Here is a 14,190-nt window from a genome sequence, read left to right on the forward strand (position 1 = left end):
TGGCGGGGTAACACGATCTCAACTTCGCAACGGACCCCCTGGCAGATACCGGCCGAGCCTAATCTGCGGTGGTGCCCACCGGAAGGCGAGTGCTCATCTGGCTCGGCGCCATCGCGCTGATCGCGACAGCCGTGGTCACTCTCCGTATGACGGAGGGCCCTCATAGCAGCGACACGGACGGTGACGAACCGTCCGAGCCCGTGACGGTCGAACGGTTCTCGGCGGACAACGTGGTGCTGCCCGCGCCGGGCGACGACCCGGCCCCGCCGGCCCGGGTCGTCGCCGAACCGGAACGGGACGCGTTGCGGGTGGCGTGGGCGAACGCGCTGCCCGGTGGCCAGGTCCCGAAGGGTGCGGCCGGGTACGAGGTCCGCTGGCGGCCGTCGGACGGCAACGGCAGCGACCGCGACTTCGGCACCCGGCTCGTCGCGACCCCCGACGTGCGGCTGGCGGGGCTCACGAACGACCGCGAGCACGTCGTCGAGGTGCGGACGGTCGACGCGTTCGGGCAGCGGTCCGAGCCGACCAGGACCACCGGCACGCCCGGCGCGCCGCCCGACGACTGGACCGAGCCGCTGACCGGTCTGTACGACGACTTCGCCGACCCCTCGGGCTACGCCGGCCGCTGGCACCTGTCCGGGTACCGCGGCTGCGTCGACGTGGTGACCGAGCGGGGCCGGGGCCTGCCGATCGAACTGGGCTGCGGCGCCGACCTCGCCACGCTGCGGGCGAAGCAGCCGATGACGCTGACCGCGCCGGCACCCTCCGGCGAGCTCGGCCGGGTCGCGGTCCGGACCGACACGGCGGGCATCGGCGGGGAGCTGACGATCACGCTCGCGCCGGGCCCGGTGGACCGGGTCGGCGCCGACACGCGGCGCGCGAACCGGTTCCCACCGAGGGACGGCGCGCTGCCGGGCGGCACGATCCGGGTGGGCGTCGACGACGGTGGTGTGCACGTGAGCGCGGCGCCGGACGTGCCCGCCGTGACGCCGCGGCGGCTGGAGGTGTTGTCGGCGCCGGTGCGCGGGCCGTACGTGGAGCACCTGTTCGAGGTCGTGCTGACGACGTCGGGGCTGCGGGTCTACCAGGACGGGCTGCTGGTGGCGGTGGCCGGGGTCGTCCCGTCGTGGCGGTCGGCGTCGGTGCTGCTGGGGTTCCGCGGCCCGGAGCGACGGCGGTCGCGGGTGCACCTGACGGGCGCCGGTTTCACCGGGCCCGCCGCCGCGGTACCGGGCGTGGTGGACGTACCGGTGACCGCGGCCACGCAGCGGGTGCTGAACCTGACCGAGCCGTCACCGCAGGTCGGCATCGCACGCTCGCCGCTGGAGTCGGCACGGGCGGCGAAGCTGGTGGCGACGCTCGTCGTCGCCGAGGGCGTGGACCCGCGCGGGGTGGTCGTGCAGCTGGGCGACCTGCGGGTGCCCGCGCGGCCGGTGGTGGCGAGGCCGTCGGCGCAGGACGGCGCTGCCCTCACCGTGGCCGCCGACGTGCCCGCGGCCCTGCTCGGCGCGAAGGGCGGGGCGTCGATCACCCCGTTCGTCCTGCGTGCACCGGGCGCGACGCGGCAGGTCCGGCTGGTGGAGACGTACCTGCGGATCACGCCGGTGCCGGGGTGGCGACCACCCGAGCCGGAGCTGGTGGCAGGCCGCCCCCGCGGCGCGGACGGCCTGCCGTCCGTCGATGCCGTGCTGGCCAACTCGGCGGGCGAACCACTGACGTCGGCCGTGGTGGCGCCGAGGGGCCAGGTCGTGCTGAAGGTGAACCTGGACGCGTCCACCAACCAGTGGGAGACCGGGTCGGTGGGCGGCGTCCAGGGTTTCGAGGTGTGGCTCGACGGCGAGCTGATCGCCGGGGTGCCGACCAGAACGGACGGGCCGGGCCTTGGCGGTCAGCACGCGCTGTCGATCGCACTGCCGGGCATGGCCCGCGGCTCGCACGTGCTCGAGGTGCGCGAGTACACCATGTCCGGCGCGGACCGCCCGGTGTCGGCGGTCCTGAACTTCACCGTCAGGTGATGTTCTCCACCACGGCCTCCGCCACGGCCTTCATCGTGGCCCGGCGGTCCATGGCGGTGCGCTGGATCCAGCGGAACGCCTCCGGTTCGGACAGGCCCTGCTTGGTCATGAGCAGGCCCTTGGCCCGTTCGATGAGCTTGCGGGTCTCCATCCGCTCCGTCAGCGTGGCGACCTCGGTCTCGAGCGCGGCCAGCTCGGAGAACCGGCTGACGGCCAACTCGATCGCGGGCACCAGGTCGTGCTTGGCGAAGGGCTTCACCAGGTAGGCCATCGCCCCGGCCTCGCGAGCCCGCTCGACGAGGTCACGCTGCGAGAACGCGGTCAGTATCACGACAGGCGCGATCCGCTCCCCCGCGATCTGCGCAGCCGCGTCGATGCCGTCCATCCGTGGCATCTTGACGTCGAGGATCACAAGGTCGGGCCGCAGTTCCTTGGCCAGTGCGACGGCCTGCTCGCCATCAGCGGCCTCCCCGGCGACGTGGTAGCCCTCTTCCTTGAGCATTTCCACGAGGTCGAGCCGAATGAGCGCCTCATCCTCCGCGACGAGCACACTTCGTTGCACGGCCGGGACGGACTGGGCCTCGGCAGCCTGATCGGTCACCGGGGTCCTCCTGAATCGATCGGTCTGAGCCTCCAGCGTACCGGCGGAGAGGGGCCGAGGACCCGCACACAGGCCGTGATCAGCACAACGTTAACGCCGTGGCAACACACGCCCACCAGCAGGATGACGAGCACCACACCTGCGGGAACGTCGGTGAGCGTTCGTGACGCTGCGTGTAACGCTCATGGACGTCCGGCGGTGACGGATAACCCTGAAGACCAGCCGCCGAGCCATCCCGTAAAGTCTTCCCACGCGTACGCCCCCGTAGCCCAACCGGCAGAGGCAACGGATTCAAAACCCGTCCAGTGTGCGTTCGAATCGCACCGGGGGCACCCATCCAAACCGCCGTTGACCAGGCCGTTTGACCTGCATAGACACCCCAAAGCTGATCAAGGGGCACCCGGCTCTGTCCCGCTCGATCCGCTCGTGGGCCGCCGCCTCCAGGCCGTTGATGACCTTCGCGCAGATCTGGTGCAGCACCGCCACGCTGTGACCGGCCCACTCAGCGCACTGGGTCGAGGGCACTCCCGCCGCGAGCCACGTCGACACACACGCGTGCCGGAGGTCGTACGGCCGACGCGCCAGCAGCGAGGCGTACTCCTGCTCCGAGAACGCTGCCTTCCGCGCCTTGTCCCACACGCGGGCAATGGTCGACTCGGCGAGATCCCCGCCCGTCAGGTTCCGGAACAGCCGTCCGTCCGCCGCAGTCCCGAACCGAGTCAGGTGGTCGTGCAGGATCCGCGTCAACGGCGGCGAAGTAGGGACGTGACGTACCTCTCCGACAGCACGTTGCTTCAACTGCCGACGGTCCCGCCGCTCACCGGAGTCCGTCCACGAGCTACCCGCGATGGGGGCCGTCTCGGTCAGCAGCAACTCACCCCACCCCTCTTGCCCCGACGACCGCCGAGGCTGTCCCTCCACGACCTGAGCGGCCACAGCGTCGAGCAGCCGTTCCCCCTGCCGGACGTTGATCACAACCCGCTTGTCGATAGCCCGGACCGTCTTGGGCGCGGTCCACTTCACCGAGCCCAGGTTGTTCGCTCCGAGCGCCTTCAACTCAGCCGCGTAATCCAAGGCGTTGTAGAACACCGCCCGCTTCCGCGTGAACGTCTTGGCGGCAGCCTGCTTACCGTCGAGCTTCAACGACAGGGCATCAAGGCGGCGCGCAAGCGCGCCGCGCGGGCGGACGGCCTGCCGCTCCGCTCACGGCCGCCGCCCGCCAAACGCACAGCCTCGCCCCCGCCCTCAGTTCAGGATCGTCCCCGGTCCCGCACCCTTCCAAGACTTCGTCATGCTCGCGCGAGCCCATGCACCTCATCAAGAGGTCGCGTGCCGGGCTGCCCACTGTGCCTGCGAGGTCAAGCCCCCGTCGTTCAGCCTTGAGGCAATCTCTCGCTTGGTCGTCGCATCCAGGGTCTCCGGCAGGCTGTCGAACGACGTGGGCAGGACGTCGAGTAGCGAGATGATCTGCTGGCCATCACGGACGGTCAGCAATAGTGCGCACCGCCAGTGCGGCGAGACCTCCGGTCGGTGGTCCAACTTGTGGACCAACACAGGCCACAGATAATGAGTCACTGACTCGGCAGCGTGCAGGCCAAGCCATCCGGCTCCGTGATTCCTGTTCAGCCCGCAGCGTTGCGCCTCTTCATCCAGGTCGATGAGCTGGGTAGTGTCGACTGCTTTGACTGTCCGCGGAACTCCGGCACCCACAATCCGAGTCTCCCACGGCGCAACCTGCGCACACACCTCGCAATGCATCGCGACTCACCATCGGCCGTCCCTCGAACAGCCGGTGATCCTTTAACGCCAGCCCGCCGCCCTCACGGACGCTCCTCGGTCGCGTCGGATCCGCCGATGGGCTGCGCCCACCCTTGACACCGACGGCCCAGCGCTAACCGACGGCCAGTGCGAAGGAACGGACCTCTGCAGCGCCCGGCCCACAGGACAGGCGACCTTCTGACCGTCAGGCCTCGCCGGGCAACTTGGGGTCCGCCAGCAGGACCACACCACCCGCCTTGGGCTCAAACCCCAGCACTGGATGGCCCGCGTCCCCCTCTGGGGTCATCCGCACAGGCTTCCCCAACGTACGACCGATCGTGGTCAGAAATCTGCATTAGGAGATCAACCCCGGCCTGGCCCTGCAACTCGCGCAGATCGACTTCGAACGAGACTTCGCCAACGACGTACAGACGGAAGATCACCTCAACACCCCGAACCGGCCAGACCCGCAAGTCAGCCGTCACTTCGCGGTCCACGGCCGAGACCATGTCCGCAGCCGAGGCCAGCGGCACCGCCACGCCGTCTTCTCGGTACTCCCACTTCCAGCCGCGGTCGCGCACCAGATCCAGAACCGTCTGCCAGTCTTCTACTGTCGTCCCCGGCACAGCCACGTCCGGCAACGCACCCATCAACTCAGGGTCGAAGAAGTTCTTCACGTCGTCCCACAGCAGATCTGGCACCCCGCCATGGTGCCCGGTCATGCTGACTCACGCAGCCGCTTTGCAGGCGACCGCATGCCTCTCCCCATTTCCTCCCCACGAGGCAGCACGGCCCCCTGTTCGTGCAGGTCAGACGTACGTTCCAACGTGGGTTCAAACCCGTCCAGCGTGCGTTCGAATCGCACCGGGGGCGCCCCTCTCTGACCAGCCGCGATGTTCACTCGGCGTCTGGTTGCAGTGGGCGCCGGACAAGCTCTTGGTTCGCGCCGACGGCGGGTCGGGGCTGCTCAGCCTCGCCGGCTGAACGGTAAGATCGCCAGCCTGCAGGACATGCGCTCCTCGCTCGCCCGGCTCGCCGCCACCTGCACCCGACCACGGACCGAGGACCTCCGATCATGAGCCTCACGATCGAACTGTGGCACGTGCCGGGCTGTCCCCTGGTCGACCAGGTCCGCGCCACTCTCCAGGAATGCCTGCGAACGGCCGACATCCATGTGCCCGTCCACGAACGCCAGGGCGCCTACCCCTCACCGACGCTGGTCATCAACGGCATCGACGTCGTCACCGGCACCACGCCCAGCGACAGCGTGTGCTGCCGCCTCGACCTACCCACCCGGGCCCAGATCCACACCGCACTGGGCGAACGGCCCGCCGGGTAACCCGCGACAGTCCGGGTCCGGTGGTGCTTCGACGACGCCGGTCGTGCGTCTCGCGAGCGGGTCTCTGCCTCTACCGCGTCTTGCGTCTTCCACCGGTTTGGCCTGTCACAGCCTGAGGCGTCCCGGCACACCCGTTGAGGCGATGAACGGATCGTGTCACTGGCCCGATCGTATGTACACCTTGGGCATAGTGGGGTCATGAAGTATGTCTTCCTGATCTGTGACGATGAGTCGGCGTCGCCGTCCATGGAGGAGATCGCGGCGGACCCGGCGCATCAGGCGTACGACGCGGAGTTGGGGCGGCGGGGTGCCAGGCTCGGTGGTGCGCGGCTGCGTCCGGTGGCGAACGCGACCACGGTCCGCGTCCGCGAAGGCGAGACGCTGGTGTCCGATGGCCCGTTCGCGGAGACGAAGGACTTCGTCGGCGGCATCGACATCGTCGAGTGTGCCGACCTGGACGAGGCGATCGCGCTCGCGGCTCGGCACCCCTATGCGGGCTGGGGTTGTGTCGAGGTCCGCCCCGTGTGGGAATGACCGCGCCGCAGGCGGTTCGTGCCGCTGTCGATGCGGCCTATCGGGACGAGTGGGGCCAGGTGGTCGCCACGCTGATCGGGCTGACCCAGGACTGGGACCTGGCGGAGGACTGCGCGCAGGACGCGTTCGCCGCCGCGTTGGCGACGTGGGCGCGCGATGGAATTCCGGCTCGTCCGGGTGCGTGGCTGACGACGACGGCACGTCGCCGGGCGGCCGATCGGCTGCGACGTGACGCGACGGGGGCGGCGAAACTGCGGCAGCTCGCCGTGTTGGAGCGGGACCCGCTTGAGCCGTCGACAGAAGAGATTCCGGACGAGCGGTTGCGGCTGATCTTCACGTGCTGCCACCCCGCGCTGCCGTTCCCTGCCCGGGTCGCCCTGACGCTCCGCACGTTGGCGGGGCTGACCACTGGTGAGATCGCCAAGGCGTTCCTGACCGCCGAGCCGGCGATGGCGCAACGCCTGGTACGCGCCAAGCGCAAGATCGTCGAGGCCGGGATACCGTACCGGGTTCCACCGGCGGAGCTGCTTCCGCAGCGGCTGACAGCCGTCCTCGCGGTGCTGTACCTGATCTTCAACGAGGGCTACGACGAGGAGGACGGGCGCAGAGCACTGGCGACCGAGGGGATCCACCTCGCCCGGACGCTGGTCCGTCTCATGCCGACCGAGCCTGAGGCGCGTGGCCTGTTGGCGTTGATGTTGCTGCTCGAGGCCCGCCGCGCGAGTCGCACCGACGACGGCGTGCTGGTCACGTTGGAGAACCAGGACCGGTCCCGGTGGGATCGCGCGCTGATCGCCGAAGGCCTCGCGACGCTCGACGAGGCGTTGGCCGTGCGGCGCTCCGGGCCGTATCAGGTGCAGGCCGCGATCGCCGCCTGTCACGCCACCGCACGCGACGCCGCCGCTACCGACTGGCCACAGATCGCCGCCCTCTATACCGAGCTCGCCCGGTTGGCGCCCTCTCCCGTGGTGGACCTCAACCGCGCCGTGGCGGTCGCGATGGCCGAAGGCATCTCCGCCGGACTCGCCCTCGTCGACGAGCTCGCCGAGTCCGGCAAGCTCGCCGGCTACCATCTGCTGCCCGCGACGCGCGCCGATCTTCTCCGCCGGGACGGCCGCCCAGCCGAGGCCGCCACGTGCTACGAGCAGGCGCTGGAACTCGCGCCGACCGATGCCGAACGTCGCTATCTGAGGCGTCGTCTTTCCGAGCTCTGACCAGCGCAACGGTCATCGCGGCCGAGGCTTTTTCGAAAGTTCCTTCCCGGTGGATGTCGAATCCGGGCCGCCTTCTTCGTCGGTGTGGCAAAACTTACCAGACAGAGAGAGGCGAGAACGATGTCGAACACCGAGTACCTGACCGCCACCATGACCGTCGACCAGGCGCCGGACGAGGTTGTTCAGGCCATCACCAACGTCCGCGGCTGGTGGAGCGAGAACCTCATCGGCGACACGGCCGCGCCGCACGACGAGTTCGTCTTCACCGACGACAGCGAACACCCCGGTGAGGCCGCCCAGGACAAGAAGGGCATCCGCTTCGCCCGGTTCGTTGTCACCGAGGTCGTGCCCGGGAAACGGGTGGTCTGGCGTGTCGTGGACTCCTACCTCGACTTCATCGACGACCACCACGAGTGGACCGACACCACCGTCGTCTTCGACGTCACCACCGACGCGCGGGGCACGACGCTGCACTTCACCCACGTCGGACTCACCCCCAAGGAATCCGCCTGCTTCGAAGCGTGCTCACGCGGCTGGACCTTCTACATCACGAGGAGCCTGCCGCAGCTGATCACCACCGGTACCGGCCAGCCCATTCCGAGCTACCGCCGGTGAACCCTGGCAGGAATTCGCCGCGGCGAACCTCACCGCGTTCACGAAAGTAGTTGCAGCCTGGAACCAATTAGTTCTAGAGTGGAACTATGTTGGATGGTCTGGACGCCGAGGAGTTCTCCGAGGCGTTCGTCAGCTTCGTCCGCGGGTTCGGCTTGCTGGAGCAGGACACGACCCCGTGCGGCTCGCCGATGTCGACCGCGGAGGCGCACGCGATCACGGCCCTGCGCGCGGATGGCCTGCACCAGGGCGTGCTGGGTGAGCAACTCGGGTTGGGCAAGTCGTCGACCAGCAGGCTCGTCGATGGCCTGGAGGCACGAGGCTGGGTCCGGCGCGTTCCCGATCCTCATGACGGGCGTGCCCGCGTCCTCGTGTTGACCGACAAGGGTCGCGAGGTGGCCGCCGATGTGATCCGGCGCCGTGCACAGCGGCTGTCCAGGCTGCTCGAGAACGTTCCCACGGCCCGGCGCCGAGCCGTCATCGACGCACTGCGACTACTCACGGAAGCGGGACGTAACGATGCGCCGTAGTTCGCTGACGCTGCTGGTCTCGGCTCTGGTCGCCCTGGGCGGTTGCGCCGCGCAGCCGGATGATCCACAGCAGACCGGCCGCCAGGCCGAGGTGGCCGAGAAGGGCAGCTCGGTGATGCCGTTCGATCTGGAGAAGACCACCCACCGGTTCCTGCCGACTCCTGACGGGCTCCGCCAGGAAGTCGTGTCCGACGACCCGCAGGACGCGACACAGGTCGAACTCGTCCGCGAGCACCTCACCAGCGAGGTCGACCGCTTCCGCGACGGCGACTTCAGCGACCCCGCACGTATCCACGGCCCGGACATGCCCGGCCTCGCCGACCTGTCGGCTGGGGCCCAGTCGATCACCATCACCTACACGGACCTGTCCGATGGCGCCGCACTCGACTTCCGCACCTCCGACCCGTCGCTCGTCCAGGCGCTGCACGACTGGGGTGCGGCACAGGTGTCCGACCACGGAAGCCACGCGCAGGACCACAACTGAGCGGCTGATGCCCATGTCGTGCGCGTGGTTTCCTCACGCGTGCTGCCGGGTCACCAGCGAGAGCACCGTCCTGGCGAGCCGGTCCGGGGCGGTCGACGGGCTGGTGCGGCCCGCGTCGGCTTCGTCGGCCGCGGCGTGCAGGACCGCGTAGAACATGGCCACGAGCCAGTCGAGTGGCAGGTCGGTGCGGAACAGGCCGTCGTCCTGGCCTCGGCGGATCAGCTGGTCGACGTGGTGCAGAGTTCGGTCGTGGTGGCGGCGCAGGCGTTCGGCGCCGAGTTCTGCCAGCGCGGCGGTGCGCAGGCGGCGGAAGCGGTCGAGGATGGGCCAGGACGTGCGCACGAGGCGCTCGAGTGCGACGTCGGCCCGGTCGCGGTCGAGCCCGAGTGCGGTCAGCACCTCGTCCGTGTGGGTGATCGCGTGGGTGATGACGGCGTCGATCAGCTCCTCGCGGGACGGGAAATGCCCGTACAGGGTGGCCCGGCGTACTCCCGCCGCGGCGGCGACCTCGGCCATCGACGGTGACTGGCCCCGGCCGAACAGGTCGCTCGCCACGTCGATGATGGTCGCGATGTTGCGTTCGGCGTCCGCGCGGCGCCGGTGCTCCGCATTGGACAAGGTGGCCCCCTCAGGACGAGTGCTGGTCAGCGAACATTCTCGCGAGGTGGCTCTCGCCCGCTGGGAGGGGCTGCCGCGCGACCGCCCATGCCATCGCGGCGATCGCGCAGGCGAGCCCGGACCGGGCGGCAACCCCGGCACCGGCCAGGACGGCGGTCAGGGCGAGGTACCGCGGGTTCCGGTGGCGCCCGGCCACGGTGACCAGAGCACCCGCCACCGCGGCTCCGCCGGCCACGGCCGGACCAGCCCGCAGTGGCAGCGGCCAGGTCCGGTGCCGGACGGCCAGCGCGTAGGCACCGGCGTTCGCGAGAGCGGCGTTGTAGGTCAACACCGCCGTCCTGGGCGTGATCGTTCGTTGGCCCAGTAGTCGGCCGCGATCCTGCGGACCGCGCGGGCAGCGGTCAGGGCGGCGGTGGCCGCGAGTACGGGTTCGAGGAGTTGGCGCACGTCAGTGTCCGTGGCCGGTGACGGCTCGGGGGCGGCCGCCCGGCACGAGGGCGACGGCGACGAGCGCGGCGACCGCGGCGGCGATGCCGCACACGAGGTAGGCGTCGGCGAACCCGGTGGTGTCCGATGTGGACGCGATGCCGGCCGCGGCCACCGTGGACACGACGGCGACGCCGATGCTGCCGCCGAGCTCGTGGAACGTGTTGACCACACCGGACGCCACGCCGGCCTCGTCGTGCGGGACGTTGGCGAGGGTCGTGGTGGTGGCCGTGACGAACGCGGGTCCGATGCCGAGCGCGGCGAGCAGGAAGCCGGGCAGGACCTCGGTGTAGACGTTGCCGTCGGCGGAGATCCCGCTGAGCAGGACGGCGCCCGCGGCGGTGAGCAGGAAGCTCGCGACCGCGATCGGACGTCCGCCGACCTTGCCGATCAGGTGTGCGGCGAGCTGCGCCCCGATGGTGATGGCGATGGCGACCGGCAGGAAGATCAGCCCGGTCTTCAGCGCGCTGAACCCCCGGATCTGCTGGAAGTACAGCGAGGTCAGGAAGAACAGCCCGAGCAGCAGCCCGGTGGCGACCAGCATGAGGAACGTGCCGGACACCACCGGCCGACGCGCCATCGTCTCCGGCCGCATCAGCGGCGCCGCGACCCGGGACTCGACCAGCACGAACACGACGTACCCGGCCACCGCCGCGGCGAGCGGCACCAGCGTGGCCACCGCGCCCCAGCCGCCGTCACCGGCGTTGACCAGGCCGTAGATCAGCAGGCCGGTGGCCAAGGTGACCACGAGCGCGCCGGGGACATCGAGCCGCTGCCGCTCCTCCCGCACCCGGTCGGCCCCGATGACACCCGGCACGGTGGCCGCGACCAGGATGCCGATGGGCACGTTGACGAAGAACACCCACTCCCAGCCCGGTCCCGCGGTCAGCAGGCCGGAGACGAGCACGCCGAGCGCGGCGCCGGTGCCGCCGATCGCCGCCCAGATCCCGAGCGCGCGGTTGCGCTCGGCGCCGTGGAACGCGGTGGTGATGATCGACAGCGCGGCCGGGGACATCAGCGCGGCGCCGACGCCCTGCGCCGCCCGCCCCACGATGAGCAGGGCGCCGCTCGTCGCGAGTCCGCACGCCAGGGACGCGGCCGTGAACACCGCCAGCCCGGCCAGCAGCACCCGGCGTGCGCCGAGGGCGTCGGCAAGTCTGCCGCCGAACACCATCAGCCCGCCGAACACCAGCGTGTACGCCGTCACCACCCAGGTCAGCGCCTCCCTGCCGAGGGCGAGTTCGACGCCGATGCTGGGCAGCGCCACCTGCACGACCGTGATGTCCACGATCAGCATCAGCTGCGCCAGGCACAACAGCACCAGCGCGGTCCACCGACGCGGGTGCGGCGGCGCGCCGACCGCGGCATGTCCGTGACTCATGATCTCCCCTTAACTTGGACACTGTTGTCCAAGTTAATACGCCTAGGGGGTATCGAGTGTCAAGCGAGGCTTTCGCCGGAGACTCAGCCGACGACGGCCGCGCAGCCCTCCGACGATTCCGGGACCGGCTTGGGGCTGCTCGCCACGGTGGGCGCGACCAGAGTGGAAGCGAAGGACCTCGCACAGAAGATCATCGACGCCCAGGAGGCGGAGCCCGGCGTCGTGTGCCGTCAGCCGGTCTCGTCGGCGTGAACGGCGGGCGGTGACCAGGTCACCGTCAGGTTCTCGCGGTGGCCGAACCGTTCGAGGTCGGCCGTGATGATGCCCTGCATGCCACGCAGGTGTTCCTCGGCACCGGCTTCGATCCGCACGGTCAGGCCGTCCGGGTCGGCGTCCAGGACACACCGGCCCCAGGTCAGGTCGAGCCTGCCGTGCGTGTCGGAGAAGTCGACACCGAGCACGTCCGGCCGCGCGTGCGCGCCGGGCATGGCGCCGTGCCGCAGGTGTTCGCCCATCTTGGCGGCGTGCCGACAGAGGTGGGCGAGAAGGCTGTTCGCGTTCGCGGTCTCGATGCGGGACTCGGTGGTGAGCATGGTCATTTCTCCAGGGTGGCCGGACTGTCCACTGTGGCGCGTTCGATCGAGTCGACTCGCCGGCCGCCGGCGCTCAGGTGGGCGCCGGGAACGCTCATCGCCGGCTCCGGCGACGGAACGCGCCGACCGCCAGCAGGACGACCGCTGCCACGGCGACCAACGCCAGGGCCACCCCGTGTGCGGCCCCCAGGGAGACCGCCAGCCAGGACGGCAGGGCGAGGACGGCGACGATGATCGCGACCTTCACGGCGACGATGAGAACCCAGGACCGGCGTCCCAGGTGCCGCCGCGGTCGATGCCCTGCCGCATGCGGAGGCTCGTGCCTCGAAGCTGTCATGCCCGGAGTTTTGCAAAACACTCCGTCTTTATCAAGACACAGTGTCTACAAATCAGTCGAGTTGTACAGTTGGCGCGTGCCCAGGCTGTGGAACGAGACGATCGAGGCGCACCGCCGCGACGTGCGGGACGCGATCCTGGAGACGACCATGAAGCTGGTCGCCGATGAGGGTCTGCGATCGGCGACCATGTCACGCATCGCCGAGGAAACCGGCATCGGGCGCGCGACCCTGTACAAGTACTTCCCCGACGTCGACGCGATCCTGGTCACCTGGCACGGCCGCCACGTCACCGCGCACCTGGAGCAGCTCGCCACCATCCGGGAGCGGACCGCCGACCCCGGCGCCCGGCTCGACGCCGTGCTGGCGGCCTACGCACAGATCGTGCACGGGATGTCCCGACACGGGTTCGGCGCCGAGTTCAGCGCACTGGTGCACCGCGACGAGCAGGTGGCCGAGCCACGACGGCAGCTGCACGGCCTCGTCCGCGACGTGCTCGCGGACGCCGCGGCGGCCGGCCACGTACGCGACGACACCGCGGCCGACGAACTCGCCACGTACTGCCTGCACGCCCTCGCGGCAGCGGGAGATCTGCCGTCCCACGCCGCGGTCGAGCGGCTCGTCGCGCTCACCCTCGCCGGGCTGGCTCCTCGGCGCGTCACGACCTGAGCAGCCGCGCGACCACGTCACTCATCGCCCGCACCTCGGCATCCGTCGTGTCCACACCGGAGGCGATCGCCTCGGCCACGCATTCCTTGAGGTGCCGGCCGATCAGGCCGACCGCAGCCACCTCCAGCGCGCCGACGACCGAACACATCTGCGTGAGCACGTCGGCGCAGTCGGCGTCGTCGTCCACCATCCGGCGAATACCGCGCACCTGCCCTTCGGCGCGGCGCAACCGGCGCAGGAGGCCGCGCTTGTCACTGACAACACCGCGCATGCCGCCCTCCACTGTGGATGCCCGGACCAGCCGGTTCCGGGCCGACAGCCAGGAGCAAACCTCTTGTCGAAGATCGTACTATAAGCGATAGTAGGAAATCGGCGACCGAGGAGACACCTGTGGCACGACTCCACCCTGTCCGGCGGCTCGTCCCGCTGGAGACGAGACCGGGGAACCGGTGAAGGTGTCCGAGACGCAGGACACCGTCGCGACCGACGACGGCATCCACCGGTCCGTCGACGGCTGACTCCAGTGGTCTGAAAGTACGGTGGAATCATGATCAGCCCCACGGTGGTCACCGCGCGCTGGCTTCTGCTGTGCGTGCTGGCCTTCGGGTTGATCGGGATGCACCACCTCGGCTGGATGTCCCATCCGTGCGGCACACCGGCCGAGCCGATGTCCAGCACGTCGGTTCTGATGCCGGACGACGTGATGGCGCCCGCGGCGCCGTCAGCCGGCCAGCCGGACCCCTCCGCCGGCCATCGAACACACCACGGCGTTGACGACCTGCTGCATCTCTGCCTCGCCGTGCTCGTCGCGGCCCTGGCGCTCGTCGGGCTGTGGGCCCATGCGCGCAGGTCGGCCGGAAACCTGGCCGACGAACAACCGCCGCCGCTCGCCTCGTGGCGGCAACCGCCCCACCCACCTCCCGTACCGGCACCACCTCTGACCGCACTGGGCGTGCTCCGGCTGTGATCGGTCCCGTGGCGGCGTTCGGCTCCTCCGAGCACGAATGCCGCTTCCGCCTGC

The 14,190-nt window shown here is 70.1% G+C and carries 18 protein-coding genes, 1 tRNA gene and 1 pseudogene; 11 read left to right on the forward strand and 9 right to left on the reverse strand.

The features are described from left to right. Nucleotides 1-71 precede the first annotated feature (71 nt). On the forward strand, nucleotides 72-2,015 hold the full coding sequence (locus ACIBVP_RS35440; RefSeq protein WP_396110826.1) for a hypothetical protein: 1,944 nt from the start codon (nucleotides 72-74) through the stop codon (nucleotides 2,013-2,015). Here the strand turns inward: ACIBVP_RS35440 and ACIBVP_RS35445 are convergent. Beyond that, entirely contained in the window at nucleotides 2,008-2,616 is a 609-nt protein-coding gene (locus tag ACIBVP_RS35445) for an ANTAR domain-containing response regulator (protein ID WP_396110827.1), read from the reverse strand. The genes ACIBVP_RS35440 and ACIBVP_RS35445 overlap by 8 nt on opposite strands. A gap of 258 nt (nucleotides 2,617-2,874) precedes the next feature. On the opposite strand from ACIBVP_RS35445, the gene ACIBVP_RS35450 reads away from it, so the two are divergent. Next, a tRNA-Leu gene (locus tag ACIBVP_RS35450) sits at nucleotides 2,875-2,948 on the forward strand. Here the strand turns inward: ACIBVP_RS35450 and ACIBVP_RS35455 are convergent. Further along, a pseudogene (locus tag ACIBVP_RS35455) lies at nucleotides 2,908-3,774 on the reverse strand (hypothetical protein); the annotation flags it as partial. The gene ACIBVP_RS35450 and the pseudogene ACIBVP_RS35455 sit on opposite strands and share 41 nt — an antisense overlap. 863 nt (nucleotides 3,775-4,637) lie before the next feature. Then, a complete protein-coding gene (locus tag ACIBVP_RS35460) occupies nucleotides 4,638-5,075 on the reverse strand; it encodes a hypothetical protein (protein ID WP_396110828.1) in 438 nt (145 codons plus the stop codon). Nucleotides 5,076-5,449: 374 nt separating this feature from the next. Between ACIBVP_RS35460 and ACIBVP_RS35465 the strand changes: the two genes are divergently transcribed. The 6 genes from ACIBVP_RS35465 to ACIBVP_RS35490 all read left to right on the forward strand — a co-directional run bounded on the left by ACIBVP_RS35465 (nucleotide 5,450) and on the right by ACIBVP_RS35490 (nucleotide 9,087). Next, nucleotides 5,450-5,713 carry an alkylmercury lyase gene (locus tag ACIBVP_RS35465; RefSeq protein ID WP_396110829.1) on the forward strand — a complete coding sequence of 88 codons (264 nt, stop codon included), beginning with the start codon at nucleotides 5,450-5,452 and terminating at the stop codon, nucleotides 5,711-5,713. Between the two features lie 198 nt (nucleotides 5,714-5,911). Further along, entirely contained in the window at nucleotides 5,912-6,247 is a 336-nt protein-coding gene (locus tag ACIBVP_RS35470) for a YciI family protein (protein WP_396110830.1), read from the forward strand. Continuing rightward, nucleotides 6,244-7,461: an RNA polymerase sigma factor gene (locus ACIBVP_RS35475; RefSeq protein ID WP_396110831.1), complete on the forward strand. Its 1,218-nt coding sequence runs from the start codon at nucleotides 6,244-6,246 to the stop codon at nucleotides 7,459-7,461. Before ACIBVP_RS35470 ends, ACIBVP_RS35475 begins: the two co-directional genes overlap by 4 nt. 120 nt (nucleotides 7,462-7,581) lie before the next feature. Next, nucleotides 7,582-8,076 carry an SRPBCC domain-containing protein gene (locus tag ACIBVP_RS35480; protein ID WP_396110832.1) on the forward strand — a complete coding sequence of 165 codons (495 nt, stop codon included), beginning with the start codon at nucleotides 7,582-7,584 and terminating at the stop codon, nucleotides 8,074-8,076. Nucleotides 8,077-8,162: 86 nt separating this feature from the next. Further along, the gene (locus ACIBVP_RS35485) at nucleotides 8,163-8,603 is read left to right on the forward strand and encodes a MarR family winged helix-turn-helix transcriptional regulator (RefSeq protein ID WP_396110833.1); all 441 of its coding nucleotides are present in this window, start codon (nucleotides 8,163-8,165) and stop codon (nucleotides 8,601-8,603) included. Further along, nucleotides 8,593-9,087, forward strand: coding sequence for a hypothetical protein (locus tag ACIBVP_RS35490; RefSeq protein WP_396110834.1), 495 nt, complete (start codon nucleotides 8,593-8,595; stop codon nucleotides 9,085-9,087). The genes ACIBVP_RS35485 and ACIBVP_RS35490 overlap by 11 nt, the downstream gene beginning before the upstream one ends. A gap of 33 nt (nucleotides 9,088-9,120) precedes the next feature. On the opposite strand, the gene ACIBVP_RS35495 is transcribed toward ACIBVP_RS35490, so the two are convergent. The 3 genes from ACIBVP_RS35495 to ACIBVP_RS35505 form a co-directional block, all read right to left on the reverse strand. After that, nucleotides 9,121-9,705, reverse strand: coding sequence for a TetR/AcrR family transcriptional regulator (locus ACIBVP_RS35495; protein ID WP_396110835.1), 585 nt, complete (start codon nucleotides 9,703-9,705; stop codon nucleotides 9,121-9,123). A gap of 10 nt (nucleotides 9,706-9,715) precedes the next feature. Next, nucleotides 9,716-10,036, reverse strand: a complete 321-nt coding sequence (locus tag ACIBVP_RS35500) for a hypothetical protein (protein ID WP_396110836.1) — start codon at nucleotides 10,034-10,036, stop codon at nucleotides 9,716-9,718. Between the two features lie 117 nt (nucleotides 10,037-10,153). Next, on the reverse strand, nucleotides 10,154-11,572 hold the full coding sequence (locus ACIBVP_RS35505; RefSeq protein ID WP_396110837.1) for an MFS transporter: 1,419 nt from the start codon (nucleotides 11,570-11,572) through the stop codon (nucleotides 10,154-10,156). 129 nt (nucleotides 11,573-11,701) lie between these two features. Between ACIBVP_RS35505 and ACIBVP_RS35510 the strand changes: the two genes are divergently transcribed. After that, nucleotides 11,702-11,824, forward strand: a complete 123-nt coding sequence (locus ACIBVP_RS35510; protein WP_396110838.1) for a hypothetical protein — start codon at nucleotides 11,702-11,704, stop codon at nucleotides 11,822-11,824. Here ACIBVP_RS35510 and ACIBVP_RS35515 read toward each other — a convergent pair. Together ACIBVP_RS35515 and ACIBVP_RS35520 are read right to left on the reverse strand one after the other, a co-directional pair. Then, nucleotides 11,803-12,171: a DUF2218 domain-containing protein gene (locus tag ACIBVP_RS35515; RefSeq protein ID WP_396110839.1), complete on the reverse strand. Its 369-nt coding sequence runs from the start codon at nucleotides 12,169-12,171 to the stop codon at nucleotides 11,803-11,805. The two genes, ACIBVP_RS35510 and ACIBVP_RS35515, sit on opposite strands and share 22 nt — an antisense overlap. An 88-nt stretch (nucleotides 12,172-12,259) precedes the next feature. Beyond that, the gene (locus ACIBVP_RS35520; RefSeq protein WP_396110840.1) at nucleotides 12,260-12,412 is read right to left on the reverse strand and encodes a hypothetical protein; all 153 of its coding nucleotides are present in this window, start codon (nucleotides 12,410-12,412) and stop codon (nucleotides 12,260-12,262) included. A gap of 166 nt (nucleotides 12,413-12,578) precedes the next feature. On the opposite strand from ACIBVP_RS35520, the gene ACIBVP_RS35525 reads away from it, so the two are divergent. Next, complete coding sequence (locus tag ACIBVP_RS35525) at nucleotides 12,579-13,169, forward strand: TetR/AcrR family transcriptional regulator (RefSeq protein WP_396110842.1); 591 nt, start codon at nucleotides 12,579-12,581, stop codon at nucleotides 13,167-13,169. On the opposite strand, the gene ACIBVP_RS35530 is transcribed toward ACIBVP_RS35525, so the two are convergent. Further along, complete coding sequence (locus ACIBVP_RS35530) at nucleotides 13,159-13,452, reverse strand: metal-sensing transcriptional repressor (RefSeq protein ID WP_396110843.1); 294 nt, start codon at nucleotides 13,450-13,452, stop codon at nucleotides 13,159-13,161. The genes ACIBVP_RS35525 and ACIBVP_RS35530 overlap by 11 nt on opposite strands. Before the next feature lie 264 nt (nucleotides 13,453-13,716). On the opposite strand from ACIBVP_RS35530, the gene ACIBVP_RS35535 reads away from it, so the two are divergent. Next, the gene (locus ACIBVP_RS35535; RefSeq protein WP_396110844.1) at nucleotides 13,717-14,136 is read left to right on the forward strand and encodes a hypothetical protein; all 420 of its coding nucleotides are present in this window, start codon (nucleotides 13,717-13,719) and stop codon (nucleotides 14,134-14,136) included. Nucleotides 14,137-14,190: the final 54 nt, after the last annotated feature.

It is taken from the genome of Actinophytocola sp. NPDC049390, from assembly GCF_044466355.1.
GTDB lineage: Bacteria > Actinomycetota > Actinomycetes > Mycobacteriales > Pseudonocardiaceae > Actinophytocola.